Origin of the sequence: Amycolatopsis sp. NPDC051758 (assembly GCF_044453095.1) — a bacterium.
Lineage (GTDB): Bacteria > Actinomycetota > Actinomycetes > Mycobacteriales > Pseudonocardiaceae > Amycolatopsis.
The window spans coordinates 698099-715941 of sequence record NZ_JBITCJ010000001.1 but is presented as its reverse complement, the minus strand read 5'-3'; the positions used below and the strand labels follow the sequence as shown (position 1 = coordinate 715941).

Below are 17843 nucleotides of genomic sequence, written 5' to 3'. Positions count from 1 at the left end.
CCTCGTCACCGGTCGTACCGGATCGAGCGTTCACCCTCGTCGTCCAGCGAACCGCTGATCCGGCCCTTCGCACCACTCGTCTCGAAGACGTTGCCCTCGATGCGGTACTGGCTGGCCCCGCGCTGCTGGTCACCGCCGCCGGGCGAGCCGCCCATGCCGCCGCCCATCATGCCCATGCCACCCATGCCGCTCATCCCGCCCGACGAGCTCGCCGCGGCCTGGTGCGCACCCGGGTCGACCGGGGTCGCGCCGAGCCCGCCGCCGTCGGACATCGGCATCGACGCGTCGCTGCTGCCCGACTGGGCGCCCGGGTCCAGCGACACCGCGCCGGCGAAGTCCGCCGAGCCGCCGCCGGTGACCGCGGAGCCGAAGTCGCTCGCCCCGGCCGTCGACGTCGCGTCGCCGCCACCACCGCCGGCGCCACCGGCGTCACCACCGCCGGCCACCGCCACCGCGGGCTCCGCGTCGGCACCACCACCGGCGCCGCCGCCGAAGTCACCGGAGAAGTCCTGGCCGCCCGGCGTGGTGAACCCGCCACCGCCACCGCCGCCCGCGGAGGCCGCCTCGCTCTGCGTGAAGCCCGGGTCCGGGTTGGACGGCGACGGGTCCTTCGTCAGCGGCGGTTCGGCGTCCGCGTCGTGCTTGACCGCGGAGCCGTTGCCGTCGGTCTTACCGTCGGTCGCCGACCCGCCGGTACCGTCCGCCTTGAGGTCGCCGGCCTTGGGGTCGTCCTTCTCGTCCAGGGTGTACGTGGTCGGCTCGCCCTTGCCGTCGTCGACCGTCACGACCGTCGGGCCGTCCGGGCCCTCCGGCCGCTCGGCCGTGATCTCGAGGTTGCCGTCCTTGATGTGGATCTTGCCGTCCGGGCCCGGCTTGTAACTGCCGTCGGCCGAGGGCTGGCCGTCCTTGACCGCCTGCTGGCTGCCCTGCGGGCCGAAGCTGCCGTCGCCGTTCTTGGCCGCGTCCTTGCCATCCGCACCCTTGGCCGCGTCGGCCTTGTCGTCGTCACCCCAGTCGAGGTGGTAGTCCTTCTTGTTGCCGTGGCCGTCGTCCACGGAGATGTCCTGCTTGCCCTCCTTGTCGGGCTCGGACATCTCGATCGTGTTGTCGCCCTTCTTGACCGACACCGTGTCCGTGTCGTCGGTGTCCTTGATGGCCTCACCGGTCGTCGGGTCGATCGGGTACGGCTTGCCGGTGGCCGGGTCGACCTCGAGGGGCTGCCCGGTGATCGGGTTCTTGCCGTCCTCGGGCTTCGCCGGGTCCTCGGCCTTGGGCGGCTCCTCGGTCGCCGACGGCGTCGTGGTGCCACCGCCGGTGCCGCCCCCGGTCCCACCGCCGGTTCCGCCCCCGGTGCCCCCGCCGGTCCCGCCGCCGGTGTCCTTCTTGCCGCCGCCGGTGTCGTCCTTCTTGCCACCGCCGGTGTCTTCGCCCTTGCCGTCGCTCTTGGCCTCGGTCAGCTGGTTGCGGTAGCCGTCCATGAACCGGGCGAGCGCGCCGAACTGCTGGTCGATCGTGTCCTTGGCGGTCTTGCAGGAGCCGTTGAACGCGTTGATCAGGCTGTTGTACTCGGTGCTGAACGCGCCGTCGCGCCAGTAGCGGCAGACCTGGCGGCCGTACTCCTTGTTCTCGTCGTTGAAGCCGCAGTCGTCGTTCTGCAGGCGCTCGGCGAGGTTCGACTGGTTGCCGTTCTTGGCGTTGACGGCGTCGACCCAGCCCGCGACCTTCATGAAGTCGTCGAACTCCTCGGTCTCGCCGTTGGCGATCTTGAGGACGTCGCGGGCCATGGTGATGTCCGCCTGCGCGACCGTCGTGCGGTGGAGCGCGAGGACCTCGTCGACCTTCTTCTTGACGGCGTCGTAGACGTGCGTCACGGTCTCCGGGATCAGCTTCGCGGCGCCGTCGATCTGCTGCGACAGCTCCTTGGCGTGCGGCTTGATCGTCTCGTCGTACTTGATCTCGGCCGCGCTGGCGCCCTTGCCCTTCCACTCCCCGAAGAGGGTCTGGAGCTCGGTGTCGCTCTTCGTCAGCGTGTCCTCGACGATCTTGTGCGCCTTGCCCAGGTCGTCGGCCTCGGTGAGGAACTTCTGGAACTGGATCCCGCGGTTCTCGTGGAACTTGTCCTTGAGGTCCTTCTGCGCGTCGAGCTGGCCCTGCCCGCCCTTGATCTTGTTCCAGATGTCGTTGGTCCACAGCACCAGGAAGTCGACCGTGACGTTGCCCTGGTCGAGCATTTCATCGGACGTCTTCGCGCCGGCCCCCAGCGTCGGCGTCGCGATTCCGTCGAGGTTCTTCTTCGCGGTGTTCTTGCGGTCGGTCTCGCGCTGCTGTTCCTTGCCCTTCGCGGCCGATTCCTGCTTCGCGCGGGCGACGATGTCGTCGGTGTCGTCGGCCTCGATGACCCGGTAACCGTCGTTGTCGCCGTCGGAGTAACCGTCGATGTACTCCTTGGCGTACTTCTCTTCTTCGTCGTTGAAGTTGAAGGTATTGCGGTCGTACTCCTCCATGAGCTCCGTCTTCGTCTCCATGGAGACGTTCGGGTCGTCGAGGACCTTCTTGATTTCCGCCCAGTCGGCCATTACTTGCTCCCCGCCGAGTTCGCCTGAGCGCCGGCGTTCTGCTCCTGCGTGGTGTACTTCGAACCGGCGGTGCCGATGCCGCTACCCAGGTTCATCAGCGCGTTCGACAGCCCGGTCATGCCGGCGCCGATCTCGTCGATCCCGGACTTGTACTTGCCGAAACCCTCACCGTGGACACGCCCGAAATCCGCTTGCGCGATCTCGGTCGGCGCGACTTTTTTGGCTTCGGCGGCCGGGTCGTCGGCGGCGTCGTTGAGGCGGATCTGCGCCCGCGTCATCGCCTCCGAACTCGCTTCATAACCGTTTGGCATGCTCGGCTAGCCCCCTTCGATCCACAGCCCCTGGTCCGGGTTTCGGAACTGTGACGCACCCGGACGCCGTTCGGTGCCGTCGCAGATGCACACAGAGTGTAGCGTTCGCCCGGCCGCCCGACCTGGGCTTTGCCGAAGTGCACTCACCCGGTGGGGCGCTGTGCCGTGACCGCCTCGGAAATGACCTCGGCGACGCCGCGGACGTCCACCAGCCGGTCGAGCTCGTCCAGATCGACGGAGACGCCGTACCGCACCTCGACCCGCGCGAGCAGCTGGATGCGCTGCCGCGACGTCATGCCGATGTCGTCGAACGGGGTGTGCTCGGTCAGCCGCTCCGGCGGGAGGTCCAGCGCGGTGCAGACGATCTTCCGGATCTCGTCGGTGTAGCCGCCCGCGTCATCCATGGCGCCCATTCTCGCCCCACCAGCGGTCGCGGGCGGCGGCGCGGGACACCTTGCCGCTGGAGGTCCGCGGCACCGCGCCGGGCCGGACCAGCCAGAGGGCGCGCAGCGGCAGGTCGTGGCCCGCCGAGACGGCCCGCCGCACGGCCGTCTCGACCGTCTCGTCGTCCGGAGTGGCGCACCCGGCCACCACCGCGACCCCCTCACCGTGGCCGTCTTCGACGGCGAACGCCGCGACCCGGCCCGCCCGGATGGCCGGGTGGGCGGCTTCGACGGTCGCCTCGACGTCCTGCGGGTAGTGGTTGCGGCCGTCGACGATGATCAGGTCCTTGAGCCGGCCGGCGACGTAGAGCAGGCCGTCGTGGACGAAGCCGAGGTCGCCGGTGCGGAGCCAGCCGTCCTCGGTGAAGGTCTCGCCGCGGTCCGGCCGGCCCCAGTACCCGTCGGCGATGTTGGGGCCCGCCACCCAGATCTCGTTGTCGACGATGCGGAGGCGCTGGCCGTACGGGCGGCCCACCGAGACCAGCTCGCCGCGGTCGAACTTCGTGACCGTCGGGCCCTCGTCGCCCGCGCTCGCGACGAACACCGTCGCCTCGGCCAGCCCGTAACACGGCTTGTGCGCCGCACGCGGCAGCCCGAACGGCGCGAACGCCCGGTCGAAGGCGTCCACACTGGCCGCGCGGATCGGCTCACTGCCGTTGAGCACGGCGTTGACGTGCGAAAGGTCGACGTCCGCCAGCTCCTCCGCCGCTTCGGCGGCTTCGGCGGCCAGGTCGAAGGCGAAGTTCGGAGCGGCGGTGATCGCGCCGGGGTGCTCGGCGAGCAGCCGGATCCAGCGGAGCGGGTCGCGCACGAACTCCATCGGCGTGAAGAACACCGAGCGCGCGCCCAGGAAGACGGGCACACCGACCAGCAGGATCAGGCCCATGTCGTGGAAGAACGGCACCCAGCCGACAAGCCGGCTCTCGGCGTCGGCGTGGTAGGGCCGGGTGCTCTGCCAGCAGCTGGCCACCAGCGCGCGGTGGGAGATCACGGCGCCGGCCGGGCGGCGCGTCGAGCCCGAGGTGTACTGCAGGTAGGCCGGGTCGCTCATCACGACTTCGGCGGGCGGCTCGGTGTCGTCCGGCCCGATGTCGTCAACCGCGAGCAGGACGTCCGGCCGGGACACCAGCGAGGCCACGCTCTCCAGGAGGTTCTTCGAGACCAGGGCCGCCGCGGGGGTGGCGTCCGCGAGCGCCGACTCGAGCCGGGCGCGGTGCGTGCGGCCGGTCGGGACGGACAGCGGCACCGCGACGCGTCCCGCGTAGAGCGTGCCGAGGAAGGCGACGACGTAGCCGAGGTCCTGGCGGGCGATGATCGCCACCCGGTCGCCCGGCTTGGTGGTGCGCCGCAGCTCGCGAGCGACCCCGCAGACGCGGCCGAGCAGCTGCGGCCAGGTCAGGGTGTCGTCGACCGGTCCCGGAAACGTGCGGCACGTGAACGCCGGGCGGTCGACGGCGGCGTTGCGGAGCAGGAAGTCCGTCAACGGCGTGGTCAGGACCTCTTCCGGGACTTCTGCGGGCGGCACGGCCTCATCCTGCCCTACCGTGTGCAGGCGATGGACGAGTTCGAGCGGCACGGCATCGGCGTGGTCTCCGGCCGTGACGCGTGTGTGCACGCCCTGCGTTCCCCCGAGCTCACGTCGGATCCCGGTGGCGGCTCACCCAGCGTGTTGCTGCGCGACGGCGCCGAGCACACGCGGGTGCGCGGGGTGCTGCGGGAGATCATCACCGGGCTGGAGCCGCTCCCGGACTCCGTGCGCGCGTCGATCGAAGCGGTCGTCGGCGAGCTGGGGACGTCGTTCGACCTCGTGCACGACTTCGCGCGGCCGGTGGCGGGCGCGGTGACGTCGGCGGTGCTGGGAGTGCCGCTCGACGACGTCTTCCTGGACCACCTGGAGGCGACCACCGCGAACCTCGACGTCTTCGGCGGCACGGACCGGGCCGGACAGGCGTCGGCGTTCCGGCTGGCGGTGCAGCTCAGCCGGACCGAGGCCGGACCGGGTGGCCTGACAGCGCTGCGGGAGGCCCACGCGGCCGGCCGCCTCGACAACGACGAGCTGATGCTGAACCCGGTCGTGCTGGCCCACGCCGCGTACGAGAACTCGCTGAACTTCCTGGCGTGCGCCGGGCTGGAGCTGGCTTCCTCGGCTTCGCCGGTGCGCGTCCGCGAGCTGGTGACGTCGATCTGCCCGGCCCGGTACGTCCTGCGCTTCGGTTCGGACGGCCCGGTCGCGGTGTCCCTGACCGACGGGCTCCCGTTCGGCCTCGGCCGCCACGCGTGCCCCGGCTCGGGCGTCGCGCTGGCCGAGGGCGAAGTCGCGCTCGGGGCGTTGGCGAAGGTCCTCGCCGGCGGTTGCCGGGTCGAGGACGTCCGCTGGAAGACCCACCCGGTGTTCCACGGCCTGGTGAAGGCCGTGGTCACCCTCGGATCAGGAAACCGCTGAGACGACGCCCGCCAGCCGGTCGGCCGCGGCCTGGGCCGTGGCCTGCGCCGGGGCCTCGACCATCACGCGGACCAGCTGCTCGGTGCCGGACGGGCGCAGCAGCACCCGGCCCTCCTCGCCCAGCTCGGCCTCGACCGCGCCGACGGCGTCGCGGACCTCGGACGAGCCGGCCACCGCCGCCTTGTCCGCGACCGGCACGTTCACCAGCACCTGCGGCAGGCGGTTCATCACGGCGGCCAGGTCGGCGAGCGACTTGCCCGTCTCGGCCATGCGGCTCATCAGGCGCAGCGCGGTCAGCAGGCCGTCACCGGTGGTGGCGTGCGCCGGCAGCACGACGTGGCCGGACTGCTCACCACCGAGGGCGAAGCCGCTGGCGCGGAGCTCCTCGAGGACGTAGCGGTCACCCACCGCGGTCGTGACGACGTTGATGCCGTGCGCCTTCATCGCCAGGTGCAGGCCGAGGTTGCTCATCACCGTGGCGACCAGCGTGTCCTTCAGCAGCTCACCGGACTCGGCCAGCGCGAGCGCCAGCACGGCCATGATCTGGTCGCCGTCCACCAGTTCGCCGGCGGAGTCGACGGCCACGCAGCGGTCGGCGTCACCGTCGTGCGCGATGCCGAGGTCGGCGTTGTGCGCGACCACCGCTTCACGCAGCTTGTCGGGGTGGTTCGAGCCGCAGTGCTCGTTGATGTTGACGCCGTCCGGCTCGGCGTACAGCGCGACAACTTCGGCGCCGGCGCGGCGGTAGATCTCGGGCGCGGCGGCCGACGACGCGCCGTTCGCGCAGTCGACGACGATCTTCAGCCCGGCGAGCGAGTGCGGGGTCGCGTCCACGAGGTGGGTGGCGTAGCGGTCGAGCGCGTCCTCGACGTCCGTGACGCGGCCCACACCGGCACCGGTGGGACGGACGGCGGTGCCGCTGAGGCCGGCCTCGATCTCGTCCTCGATGCCGTCGGGGAGCTTGTGCCCGCCCGCGGCGAAGAGCTTGATGCCGTTGTCGGGCATCGGGTTGTGCGACGCGGAGATCATCACGCCGAGGTCGGCCTGCAGCGAGCCGACCAGGTAGGCGACGGCCGGCGTGGGCAGCACGCCGACGCGGAGCACGTCGGCCCCGGCGGACGTGAGGCCCGCCACGACGGCGGCTTCGAGCATCTCACCGCTGGCGCGCGGGTCCCGGCCGACCACCGCGACCGGCCGGTGCGAGCGGTCGTGCGCGGCCAGCACGCGGGCGGCGCTGGCCGCCAGCGACAGCGCCAGCTCCGGCGTCAGCTCGGCGTTGGCCAGGCCACGTACCCCGTCGGTACCGAACAGGCGTGCCATCGATGGACCTCCTCAGTGCGGTTACGACAGTGCAACCACCAAGACAACGTAGCGGCCCTCCCGGGCCGCGCTACCCCTGGACATCGCTCCGGACCGCCGAAGCGACACAGCCGGTGAAAACGCCGAAGCGCCCATCCGATGGACGGATGGGCGCTCCGGTGGGTTGCGCCAGGGGCGCGATCAGCGCTTGCTGTACTGCGGGGCCTTACGGGCCTTCTTGAGGCCGTACTTCTTCCGCTCCGTGGCGCGGGCGTCACGGGTGAGGAAGCCGGCCTTCTTGAGGGCCGGGCGGTCGTCGGCGTCGACCTCGATGAGCGCACGGGCGATCGCCAGGCGCAGCGCGCCGGCCTGACCCGAGACGCCGCCACCGTGCAGGTTGGCGAAGATGTCGAACGAGTCCGGCTTCTCGACCAGGACCAGCGGGTCCTTGATGAGCTGCTGGTGCACCTTGTTCGGGAAGTACTCCTCGAGGGTGCGGCCGTTGAGCTTGAACTGACCGGTGCCCGGCACGACGCGCACGCGGACGACGGCTTCCTTGCGGCGGCCGACGGTCTGCGCGTTGCCGCCCGCGGCCCGCGACGGGCGCGGGGCGGTGGCGGACTCGCTCGTGGCGACCGGGGTCTCGCTGGTGGCAGCGGGAGTCTCGCTGGTCGCCACCGGGGTCTCGCTGGTGGCGACGGGGGTCTCGACGGCGCCGGTCTCGGTCGCCTCGGTGGTGACCTCGGCGGTCTCGGGCTCGGTGCTGGTCACAGACTGTTCCTCACTCACTGCGCGACCTGCGCGATCTTGGTGATCTCGCGCGCCTGCGGCTGCTGCGCGGCGTGCGGGTGCTCCGGGCCGGCGTAGACCTTCAGCTTCTTGGCCTGGGCGCGGCCGAGCTTGTTCTTGGGCAGCATGCCCTTGACGACCTTCTCGAGAAGGTGCTCGGGCTTGCTGTCCAGCAGCTCGCCGAAGGACCGCTTGCGCAGGCCGCCGGGGTAACCGCTGTGCCGGTACGCGAACTTCTGCTCGCGCTTGTTTCCGGTGAGCGCGACCTTCTCGGCGTTGACGATGATGACGAAGTCACCGGTGTCCACGTGCGGGGCGTAGGTCGGCTTGTGCTTGCCGCGCAGCAGCGTGGCGACCTCGGTCGCGAGCCGGCCGAGCACGACATCCTCGGCGTCGATCACGTGCCAGGCACGAGTGACGTCGCCGGGCTTGGGGCTGTACGTGGGCAAGGGTCTACCTCGTCGTCAACATTGCGTGTGGGTTCTGTGCGGGCCTAGCGCGCTGATGCGCCGCAACGCACAACGACATATGAAGATACCCCCACGTCCACCGCGGCCACGCATCGGGGGTGGGTCCAGGGGCCGGAACAGTCCCGGCCCGGCGCGACTGTACCCGGTTTTCCGGCCGAAGTGCCTGCACTCGCCGCCCCGACACGCGAGGATGAGACGATCCGGGCGACACAGCGCTTTCCATCGGATGCAGGGGACGGCGATGAGCAAACGACCGACGGTGATCTTCGTCCTGGCTGCCGTCCTGGCCCTGGTCAGCGCCTGCGGCACGGCCAAGGCGGGCACCGCGCTGCCGAAGGGCGACGACGCGGCGGACTACGTCGGCGGCAAGTTCGAGCAGGTCATCGGCAAGCTCGGGGACGCCATCACCGACACGCGCGACGTCACCAACTCGCTCGACGCCTACTTCAAGTTCGACGAGAAGTGGATCCACAGCACCGTCACGTCGGCCCGCACCGGCAGCCCGGAGAGCCGGGCGGTGCGGCACCGCTCGCAGAAGAACCCCGACGAGATCATCGACACGTACACCCCCGCGGACGGCACGGTCGAGTTCACCTACCTCGGCCCGGTCTACGTCCAGAAGGGCGTCTCGCCGACGGCGTGGGTGTCGATGCCGAAGCCGGAGACGGGCCTGATCCAGCCGTGCGTCTGGGGCGGCGTGCTGACCCCGTGCCGGATGGCGGACTCGACCGTCGACGCCTACAAGGCCGACAAGCGCGCCGTCCGGGGGGCGAAGAGCCTCGGTGACGGCAAGACCGCGCTGACGGTCAACGTGCCGTTCGAGGTCTTCGTCAAGAACAAGGTCGAGATCCTGCCGCAGAGCCTGGTCGACCAGGTCGGGCCGGAGCTGAAGAAGGCCGCGATCCCCACCACGATCACGCTGAACCCGGACGGCAGCCTGGTTTCGTTCGTGATGGAGGCCAAGTTCGCCGGCGACGGCCACCAGCTCGAGCTCAAGTACGAGTTCAAGTTCACCGGCAAGGCCAGTCAGCAGGACATGCCGAAGCTGCCCGACGCGTCGCAGATCACCGTGCTGCCCGACCGGGCGGCGATGGACGACTTCTACCGCCGGCTCGGCGAAGCGCAGGGCAACTGAGGCGTGACCACGACCCGAGGTGATCTCCGATGACCCAGCCGCCCGACCCGCAGCAGCCGCAGTGGTGGCAGCCGCCGGCGAACCCCCAGCAGCCGCAGGCCCCGGCGTGGCAGCCGGAGCAGCAGCCGACCGGCCCGCACGCCGGGCAGTGGCAGCAGAACGAGGCCGCGGTCACCGGCTCCTACACGGGCCAGTGGAACCAGGGGCAGCCCGGCACGACCGGGTCGTTTTCCGGGCCCTGGCAGCAGGGTCAGCCGAACAGCGGGCCGTGGCAGCCGCCGGCGTCACCGCAGCAGGGCACCCCTGGCGGCGGGTGGCCCGCGCAGCAGCCGACGCCGGGCCAGCCGTACGGCGGCGGGTTCCAGCCGGCGCAGTACGGCGGCCTCGGCGCCTTCGCCGCGGAGCCGCAGAAGAAGCCGAAGTCCAAGAAGCCGTTGCTGATCGGCGGAGTTGCCGTACTGGTGCTCGTGCTCGGCGGCGGCGCGGCCTGGCTGCTGGGCGCGTTCCGCGGGGACGTCCTCGACCAGCAGTCCCTTGAGGACGGTGTGGTGAAGGTCCTCAACGAGAACTACGGCGAGCCGGACGTGAAGAACGCGCAGTGCCCGTCGAACGAAGCCGCGAAGAACGGGACGACGTTCGACTGCACGGTGCAGATCGCCGGCCAGGAGAAGAAGGTGACCGTGCGGGTCCTCAACGACCGGCCCGAGTACGAGGTCGGCGCCCCGCACTGAGTTTTCGTGCTGCGGCAGGGAGTTTCGAGCTTTCCCTGCCACACAAAGGAAAACGGCGGGCCCCGCACCGAAGTGCGGGCCCGCCGTGGTTTCCGGGGCTAGCGGCTCAGAACAGGCCTTCGACGGCGCTGTCCGTGCTCTGGTAGCCGTCGGCGATCTGCGGCAGGGCGGCGGCGATCTGCGCGAGAACCTGCTTCAGGTCCTCGAACTTCTCGTTCCACTTGCGCTGGGCCGCGTCATACTGCTCCTTCGCGGAACCGGTCCACGTGGTGACCAGCGGCTTGAGGTCGTCCTGCAGGCGGTCGAACGCCTGCTGCAGTTCCCCACCGGTCTGCGTGCAGTCGTCCGCGGCCGCGCGGATGGTGGCGTAATTAACGACAATGCCGGCGCCATCAGGCATGATGTGCTCCTTCTTCGCTGCGAAAGTTCGGGTGAATGAAAGGGAAGTTCAGGGTGAAGCTCAGCCGAGCTGGTCGAAGCCGCGGTTGACGGCGCCCAGGATCTCCTGCTGCTGCTGCTCGGACTTCTCGTACTTCGAACCGGCCTCGCGGAGCAGTTCCGCGATCTGCTGGAGGGCCTGGTTCATCTGGCGGGCGTCGTCGTCGAACCGCAGCATGACGTGGTCGAACGCCTTCTGCGCGTCGCCCTGCCAACCGGCGCGGGTGGCCTCGATGCGGTCGCGGAGGGTGGACAGGTTCTGGTCCATCCCGGCGCGGACTTCGGTGACCTTGCCCTCGGCATCGGTGAACTGGGCGACTGTTCCCTGGAATCCAGCCATGCTGGAACCCCCTTCTTAAGAGTGGTTGGCCGTAGCGAGTCTTGTTCGTTTGTACGGCCCTACGACGCAGACCCTGCCACGTCCGGTTCCCCCTTGTCGTGGTTTGCCGGCAAGTAGTTGCTTGCGTGAACGCTCGAACCGGGAACCGGTCGCCGCAGGTATTGGCCAAGTGCCCCGACACGGCGACAGGTCACCCGGAAATGTGTTCTCCACCAGCAGGGTTAGCACACGCACAGCGATCACCGGCCGACGCTCACCCGTCGCGTTTCATGATTCGCATCTGGGAAAAGTCTTCGTCCTCATCACTCGTTCGAGGGGTACGAGCGGGAGATTGCGAACGCGAAGGAACCGAATCGGCGGGATCGGGAACCGGGATCGCCAGTCCCCGGGCGCGGCGGAACCGTTCGGCGGCCGCGCGGAGCCCACCGGGGGTCGGGTCGCCGGACTTCGCGCCGCGGCCGCTGCGCTTCAGCAGTTCGACGTTTTCGCTGTGGTGGCGCCGGCTGCGGGCGACGGCGTTCCCGGCGACGCGCCGGGCGTGCGTCACCGCGTCCTGACCGATCCGCTTGAAGGACGCCGCGGCGCTTTCGAATTCTTCGGACGGCACCGCGTGCCCTCCTCTCAGTTGACGATTTCGGCGGTGCGCACGGCCTGCGTGCAGGCCGCGGCGACGCGGTCCTTCAGCTGCGCCGTGGCGTACTGGCAGCCGACGTGGACCCGGATCCGGCCCTTCCACACGACGTACCAGTCGACCTGGATGTCGGGGCGGTCCGGCTTGACCTGGTGGTAGAAGATCACCGTCCGGCCCGCGTACGACGCGCTGGGGTTGTACGCGCTGTACTGCTGCTGCGGGTCGTTCTCCGCACTCTTCCGGAGCTCGTCCGCGAGCTTCTGCGGATCGGCGGTCGCGTCGTAGTCCATGACGTACTCCTGCGCGACCAGGAGGTCGTTGCCGTCCTTCGACTCCTGCGGGTGGATCACGACCTGCCGGTCGGCGACCCGGTCGTCGGTCTGGACCCAGTCTTCGGGCGCGACGAACTTGAAGTCGTACTGCGAAAGCGTCCGGCCGCTCTCGACCTGGCCGCTCGGCTCACCGAAGACGTAGATCCCGCCGACGACGAGCGCGGCCACGACGACCACCGCGCCGGCGACGATCCCCCAGAGCTTCCCGCGGCTCTTCTTCCCGGCCGCTTCGGACGGCGTGCTCGCCGCGGCGGGCCGGGGTGCGGGCTGGCCCGCGGGCGGCGTCCACGGGCGGGCCGCCGGCTGGCCGTGCGGCGGGGACGGCGGGCGGTTCGCGTTCGGCGGGGGGAACCCGCCCGGGGCGGTGCGCGGCGGGGCCGGGCGCGGGGCGACGTCGCCGGGGCGGACGACCTCCGTGCGCTGCGCCGCCGGGCTGAGGGCGCCCCCCGGCACCGCGCCCATCCGGGCCATCGCCTCGCCGGGCAGCGCGCCGGTGCGGTCCGGGTCCACCAGCACGGCCCGCAGCGCGCCGCGCGCGACGACCGTCTCCGGCTGGTCCAGGCTCGTCGGCACCACACCGGTGCGTTCGTGCACCAGCCGCGAAATCATCGGGATCCGGCTCGACCCGCCGACCAGGAAGATCGCCGTGAGCTGCTTCGGCCGCAGGCCCGCTTCGCCGATCGCCGCGACCGTCAGCTCCACCGCGCGGCCCAGCGGCGCCGCGATCAGCCGCTCCAGGTCTTCGCGGGTCACGTGCGCGTCGGCGAACGGCGGCGGCATGGGCACGTCGGTGTAGGCGTGCCGCGAGAGCGTTTCCTTCGCACCACGAACGTCCTGGCGCAGCACCCGGCGCCGGCGGCGATCGACGAGCTCGCGCCCTTCGACGAGCTGGCGCCAGGCGTCCTGGTCCGCCCCGGCCACCAGCGAGCCGACGTGCTCCAGCAGCGCCTGGTCGATGTCCGCGCCACCGAAGGCGGGGTCGCCCCGGGTGGCGAGCACCTGGAAGCCGCCGCGCTGCGGCCGGCCGGCGCGGTCGCGGTTGGCGTCCGGCGGGAGCCGGCGGACGACGCTGACGTCGACGGTGCCGCCCCCGAGGTCCAGCACCGCCAGCGCGTCACCGGGACGGCCGCTGAACTCGACGGTGCGGTCGTTGGTCACGTCCTGCGGCGCGAACGTCGCCGCGTGGTAAACCGCCGCGGCGACCGGTTCCGGCACCAGCGCGACCTCGCGCGCCAGCCCGCCGGCCGCCTGCCGCAGCAGCCGGGTGCGGATGGCACCCCAGTCCGCGGGGTGGGTCAGCACGAGCAGGTCGACCTCGGCCTCACCGGCCAGGCGGCGCGCTTCGGCGACGGCCCGGCCCACGACGGCGTGCACCACGTCGGTGACCCGCAGGACGCTGTCGCCGAGCAGCAGCTCACCCTCGTCGATCCGGCGCTTCGGGTTCGGCTCGTACCGCGACGGGTCGACGGCCGCCTGCCGCTCGGCCTCCTGGCCGACGAACAGCGTGCCGTCCGCGGCCGCGTACACCGCCGAGGACATCAGCGGCTGGCCGTCGATCACCACGACCTGCGGGTCGCGGCCGTTCACCGAAGCGACAACACAGGTGCTCGACGTCCCGAAGTCCACCGCAACCCGGACCGTCACCAGCAGCTCCCGCAGTATTCGTCGCGATCCCCCGCGCCCGGCCGGCTGAGCCGGCGGGGCGCACCCTCGGGGAGGAACCTACCCTCCGCCGCCGAGCGCCCCGCCGCGCTGTTCCCGATCCGGCCAAAAGCAGGCCGCCGTCCGGCTCCACGTGACCGTTTCCGCGAAACCGTTCGGCCGTGACTGTGGCCGGATCGGGAACCGACGACACAGCTCAGTCCGGCTGGATCCACGAGACCTGGATCAGCTGCTTGCCCGCCTTGCGGGTCAGCATGTTGCCCCGGCCCGGCGGCATCGCACTGGGCTTGATGTTGCCGACCAGTGCGCCTTCCTCGCGGGAGCCGTTCATGACCATGCCCGGCGCCGCGATCTCCTTGAGCTTGCCGATGATCGGGTCGTACATGGCCTTGCTCGCGCCACCGGTGCGGCGGACCACGATCAGGTGCAGACCGACGTCCTTGGCCTGCGGGAGGAAGTCGGAGATCTTCCGCAGCGGGTTGTTGCTCGAGGTGGCGACCAGGTCGTAGTCGTCGACCAGGATGAACAGCTCCGGGCCCTTCCACCACGAGCGTGTCTTCAACTGCTCCTGGGTGACGTCCGGGCCGGGCAGGCGACGCGTCATCGAGTTGAACACGTCGCTGACCATGCTCTCCAGCTGCGCCGCCGAGACCGCGTAGCCGAGCAGCGAGTCACCCTGCACAAAACCGAGCATGGTGCGGCGGTAGTCGACCAGCAGGATCAACGCTTCCTTCGCGGTGAACCGCTCGGAGATACCGCGGGCGATCTGCCGCAGCAGGTTCGTCTTGCCCGACTCGCCGTCGGCGAAGGCGTAGAAGTGCGGCTCGGCGTTGAAGTCGAGGTAGATCGGCTGCAGGTCTTCTTCGTTGACGCCGATCGGGATCAGCTTGGAGTCGCGGTGGGCGTCGAGCTTGAGCACCTCGTCGTAGGTGATCATCTCCGGCAGCAGCCGCACCTGCGGCGCGATCCGGCCGCGCCAGGCGGCCTTGATCTTCGCGACCGCGTCGGCGACGCCGGAAGCGATCGTCTCCGGGTCGCTGGAGCCGTCGATGCGGGGCAGGCCGCCGAGCAGGTGCAGCTTCTCCCGGGTCAGGCCGCGGCCAGGTCGGCCGGCTGGGATGTTGACCGCGACCCGGCGGTCGATGTCGGACTCGGTCGGGTCACCGAGGCGCAGCTCGAACCGGGTGCCGATCATGTCCTTGATCGCCGGGCGGATGTCCGCCCACCGGTTCGCCGCGATCACCACGTGCACGCCGTAGGACAGACCCTGGGTGGCGAGCCGGGTGATCGTGCCCTCCAGCTCCTCGAAGTCGTCCCGCAGGGCGCGCCAGTTGTCGACGATGAGGAACGCGTCGCCGAACGGGTCCTGGTCGGGCCGGATCTCACCGCGGCGTTTGCGGTTGCGGAACTCGGTCATCGAGTCGATGCCCATCGCCCCGAACCGGCCTTCCCGCTCGGTGAGCAGCGTGGTCAGCTCGGCCACGATCCGGCGGGCCTTGTCCGGCTCGCGCCGCGCCACGGCGACGCCGCCGACGTGGGGCAGGTCGGCCAGACCGGCCAAGGTGCCACCACCGAGGTCGAGGCAGTAGAACTGCGCTTCTTCCGGGGTGTGGGTCAACGCCATCGACATGATCAGCGTCCGCAGCATCGTCGACTTGCCCGACTGCGGGCCGCCGACGATGACGCCGTGTCCGGCCGCACCGGCGAAGTCCGCCCAGAGCGGGTCACGGCGCTGCTCGTACGGCCGGTCGATGATGCCCAGCGGCACCTGCAGGCGGCCGTTGCCGAAGAAGCCGACCGGCGACAAACCACGGTCGTCGGTGGGGTTGAGGTTCGGCAGCAGCGTGTCGAGGGAGCTGGGGTCCTTCAACGGCGGCAGCCACACCTCGTGCGCGGGTGGGCCCTGCCCGATCAGCCGCGACACGATCACGTCCAGCTCGGACGGTTCGACCGCCTCTTCCGGCTGCTGCGGCGCGGCCGGCGCGGCCGGGGCCTCGAGCAGCTCCGGTTCCGGCTCCTTCGGCAACTCGATGAAGTCCGGAACGAACAGCTGCGGCCGCTTGTCCGCCCGCACCACCGTCGCGGCCGGGCCGGCAGCCTGGATCCCCGCCGGGCGATACGGACCCGACACATAGGACGCCTTGAAGCGGACCAACGTGGAGGTGTCGAACTTGAGGTAGCCGCCGCCGGGGACCGAGGGCAGTTCGAAGGCGTCCGGGACACCGATCGCGGCCCGGGACTCCGCCGCGGAGAACGTCTTGAGGCCGATCCGGTAGGACAGGTGCGAGTCCAGACCGCGCAGTTTGCCTTCCTCGAGGCGCTGGGAGGCGAGCAGCATGTGCATCTGCAGCGACCGGCCCAATCGGCCGATCGCGACGAACAAGTCGATGAAGTCCGGCTTCGCGGCGAGGAGTTCGGAGAACTCGTCACAGACGATGAACAGCGCGGGAAGCGGGTCGAGGTCGGCGCCGTTTTCGCGGGCTTTCTCGTACTCCCAGACGTTTTTGAAGTTGCCGCCGTTTTTCAGTGCTTCCTGGCGGCGGTTCATTTCCCCGGCCAGGGCGTCCTTCATGCGGTCGACCAGGGTGACTTCGTCGGCGAGGTTGGTGATGACCGCGGAGACGTGCGGGGCTTTGTCGAGGCCGAGGAAGGTCGCGCCACCCTTGAAGTCGACCAGGACGAAGTTCAGCGTGGACGACGAGTGCGTCGCGAGCATCCCCAGCACCAGGGTGCGCAGGAACTCCGACTTACCGGAACCGGTCGCGCCGATGCACAGGCCGTGGGGGCCCATGCCTTCGGCGGCGGCTTCCTTGATGTCCAGCTCCACCGGCTGGCCGTATTCGCCGACACCGAACGGAACGCGGTAGCGGTCGCGGATCGGGCGGGGACGCCAGGCCTGCTGCACGTCGAAGGTCATCGGGTCACCCGGGATGCCGAGCAGTTCCAGCAGCGACGGGTTGGACAGCAGCGGCTCCTCGTCGCTGACGTCCTGCCCCGCCGCACCGCCGACGCGGTACGGGGAGATGAGGCGGGCCAGGGACTCCGTCTCCACCACGCTGAGGGTGTCGGGGCGGCCGAACCACTCGACACCACCGGCACTGCGCGCGCCGAGGCGGTCAGCTTCCACGACCAAGCGCAGGCCGCGGCGGGCAGCGAGGTTGCCGATCGAGTCGGACAGGTCGATCAGGGTGACGCCGACCAGACCCTCTTCGAGGATGATCTGCTCTTCGCGGGTGACTTCGGCGTCGTCGACGATGATCACGACGTGCGGCTGGTCCGGCGCGGGGGTCGCGTTGCGCGAGAAGCGTTGCCGGTCGCGGAGTTCTTCGTCCAGCCAGTTTTCGATCTGGGCCAGCGAACCGGCCATCATCCGGAGCTGGCCGATGCCGTCGGACATCGTGGGGTGCTGGGTGTGGGGCAGCCACTTCGCCCACTCCCACTCTTCCTTCGCCCGGCCGGCGGTCGCGATCGCGACCAGCACGTCGTCGGGGCTGTGGAAGGTGACCATCTGGGCGAGCATCGCGCGGGTGAGGCCGCGGGTCAGCGTGCGGTCGCCCTGCATGCTCACCGCGGCGAACCCGCGCAGCGTGATCTGGGTGGGCAGGTCCGGCACGATCGAGTGCGCGCGCACGAACCGGCGCAGCGCGAGGGTGGCGATCGGCTCCAGCTCGTCGACCGGCCCGGTCTGCGGCGGGACCAGCCGCGTCGCGAGGCGGTGCGAGCTGCGCCCGACGCGCAGGTGCAGGAAGTCCTGGTCGTTCTGGCGGCGTTCCCACATCCGGCGGCTGGCGGCCAGCGACCACAGGGACTGCGGGTCCGGGTGCACCCACTCGAGCGCGGCGCGCTGGTCGACCATCGCCTCGCGGGCGCGGTCACGCATCTGGCCGAGGTAGCGGAGGTAGTCCTTGCGGTCTTCGTCCATCTCGGCGCGCTTGGCGCCGCCGCCCTTGCCACCACCGCCGGCCATCATGCCGAGCGTCCCGACGACCATCATGCCGCCCATGGCCATCATCATCGGGTTCCGGTTGCTGGCCTGGAACATGAAGACCATCATCCCGAGCGACGCCACGATCATGACGATCGGCAGCGCCTTCATGACGACGTTGCCGGGAATGACCCGGGGCACTTCGGGCGGCGGCTCGAGGTGCACCTCGCCGCCCGGCGGCCGCGGTGCCGCCAGCCGCGGCGACTTCTTGAACTGCAGCGTGCTCATCGAAGGACCCCTCTTCAAACTCGACGATGG

The 17843-nt window shown here is 70.6% G+C and carries 15 protein-coding genes; 3 read left to right on the top strand and 12 right to left on the bottom strand.

The window, feature by feature from the left end; all coding sequences use genetic code 11:
* Positions 1–5: 5 nt before the first annotated feature.
* From ACIA5G_RS03795 to ACIA5G_RS03780, 4 genes are all read right to left on the bottom strand, one after another.
* On the bottom strand, positions 6–2576 hold the full coding sequence (locus tag ACIA5G_RS03795) for a WXG100 family type VII secretion target (protein ID WP_395920665.1): 2571 nt from the start codon (positions 2574–2576) through the stop codon (positions 6–8).
* Complete coding sequence (locus ACIA5G_RS03790) at positions 2576–2887, bottom strand: hypothetical protein (RefSeq protein ID WP_395920664.1); 312 nt, start codon at positions 2885–2887, stop codon at positions 2576–2578. The genes ACIA5G_RS03795 and ACIA5G_RS03790 overlap by 1 nt, the downstream gene beginning before the upstream one ends.
* A gap of 143 nt (positions 2888–3030) precedes the next feature.
* Positions 3031–3291: an acyl carrier protein gene (locus tag ACIA5G_RS03785; RefSeq protein WP_395920663.1), complete on the bottom strand. Its 261-nt coding sequence runs from the start codon at positions 3289–3291 to the stop codon at positions 3031–3033.
* Positions 3284–4855 carry a fatty acyl-AMP ligase gene (locus ACIA5G_RS03780; protein ID WP_395920662.1) on the bottom strand — a complete coding sequence of 524 codons (1572 nt, stop codon included), beginning with the start codon at positions 4853–4855 and terminating at the stop codon, positions 3284–3286. Before ACIA5G_RS03780 ends, ACIA5G_RS03785 begins: the two co-directional genes overlap by 8 nt.
* A 30-nt stretch (positions 4856–4885) precedes the next feature.
* On the opposite strand from ACIA5G_RS03780, the gene ACIA5G_RS03775 reads away from it, so the two are divergent.
* Positions 4886–5773 (top strand): cytochrome P450, encoded by an 888-nt coding sequence (locus ACIA5G_RS03775; protein ID WP_395920661.1) that lies wholly within the window; start codon positions 4886–4888, stop codon positions 5771–5773.
* On the opposite strand, the gene glmM is transcribed toward ACIA5G_RS03775, so the two are convergent.
* The 3 genes from glmM to rplM all read right to left on the bottom strand — a co-directional run bounded on the left by glmM (position 5759) and on the right by rplM (position 8310).
* A complete protein-coding gene (gene glmM, locus ACIA5G_RS03770) occupies positions 5759–7093 on the bottom strand; it encodes a phosphoglucosamine mutase (protein ID WP_395920660.1) in 1335 nt (444 codons plus the stop codon). The two genes, ACIA5G_RS03775 and glmM, sit on opposite strands and share 15 nt — an antisense overlap.
* Positions 7094–7273: 180 nt before the next feature.
* Positions 7274–7843 carry a 30S ribosomal protein S9 gene (gene rpsI / locus ACIA5G_RS03765; protein ID WP_395920659.1) on the bottom strand — a complete coding sequence of 190 codons (570 nt, stop codon included), beginning with the start codon at positions 7841–7843 and terminating at the stop codon, positions 7274–7276.
* 14 nt (positions 7844–7857) lie between these two features.
* Positions 7858–8310: a 50S ribosomal protein L13 gene (gene rplM / locus ACIA5G_RS03760; protein ID WP_323329550.1), complete on the bottom strand. Its 453-nt coding sequence runs from the start codon at positions 8308–8310 to the stop codon at positions 7858–7860.
* A 262-nt stretch (positions 8311–8572) separates the two neighbouring features.
* Between rplM and ACIA5G_RS03755 the strand changes: the two genes are divergently transcribed.
* Positions 8573–9466: a hypothetical protein gene (locus ACIA5G_RS03755; RefSeq protein WP_395920658.1), complete on the top strand. Its 894-nt coding sequence runs from the start codon at positions 8573–8575 to the stop codon at positions 9464–9466.
* 29 nt (positions 9467–9495) lie between these two features.
* On the top strand, positions 9496–10197 hold the full coding sequence (locus ACIA5G_RS03750) for a DUF4333 domain-containing protein (RefSeq protein WP_395920657.1): 702 nt from the start codon (positions 9496–9498) through the stop codon (positions 10195–10197).
* Between the two features lie 106 nt (positions 10198–10303).
* On the opposite strand, the gene ACIA5G_RS03745 is transcribed toward ACIA5G_RS03750, so the two are convergent.
* The 5 genes from ACIA5G_RS03745 to eccCa form a co-directional block, all read right to left on the bottom strand.
* Positions 10304–10597, bottom strand: a complete 294-nt coding sequence (locus tag ACIA5G_RS03745) for a WXG100 family type VII secretion target (RefSeq protein ID WP_364623768.1) — start codon at positions 10595–10597, stop codon at positions 10304–10306.
* 60 nt (positions 10598–10657) lie between these two features.
* Positions 10658–10975, bottom strand: a complete 318-nt coding sequence (locus ACIA5G_RS03740; RefSeq protein WP_395920656.1) for a WXG100 family type VII secretion target — start codon at positions 10973–10975, stop codon at positions 10658–10660.
* A gap of 253 nt (positions 10976–11228) precedes the next feature.
* The gene (locus ACIA5G_RS03735) at positions 11229–11582 is read right to left on the bottom strand and encodes a hypothetical protein (protein ID WP_395920655.1); all 354 of its coding nucleotides are present in this window, start codon (positions 11580–11582) and stop codon (positions 11229–11231) included.
* Positions 11583–11596: 14 nt separating this feature from the next.
* Complete coding sequence (locus ACIA5G_RS03730) at positions 11597–13582, bottom strand: type VII secretion-associated protein (RefSeq protein WP_395920654.1); 1986 nt, start codon at positions 13580–13582, stop codon at positions 11597–11599.
* 214 nt (positions 13583–13796) lie between these two features.
* A complete protein-coding gene (gene eccCa, locus ACIA5G_RS03725; protein ID WP_395920653.1) occupies positions 13797–17813 on the bottom strand; it encodes a type VII secretion protein EccCa in 4017 nt (1338 codons plus the stop codon).
* Positions 17814–17843 lie beyond the last annotated feature (30 nt).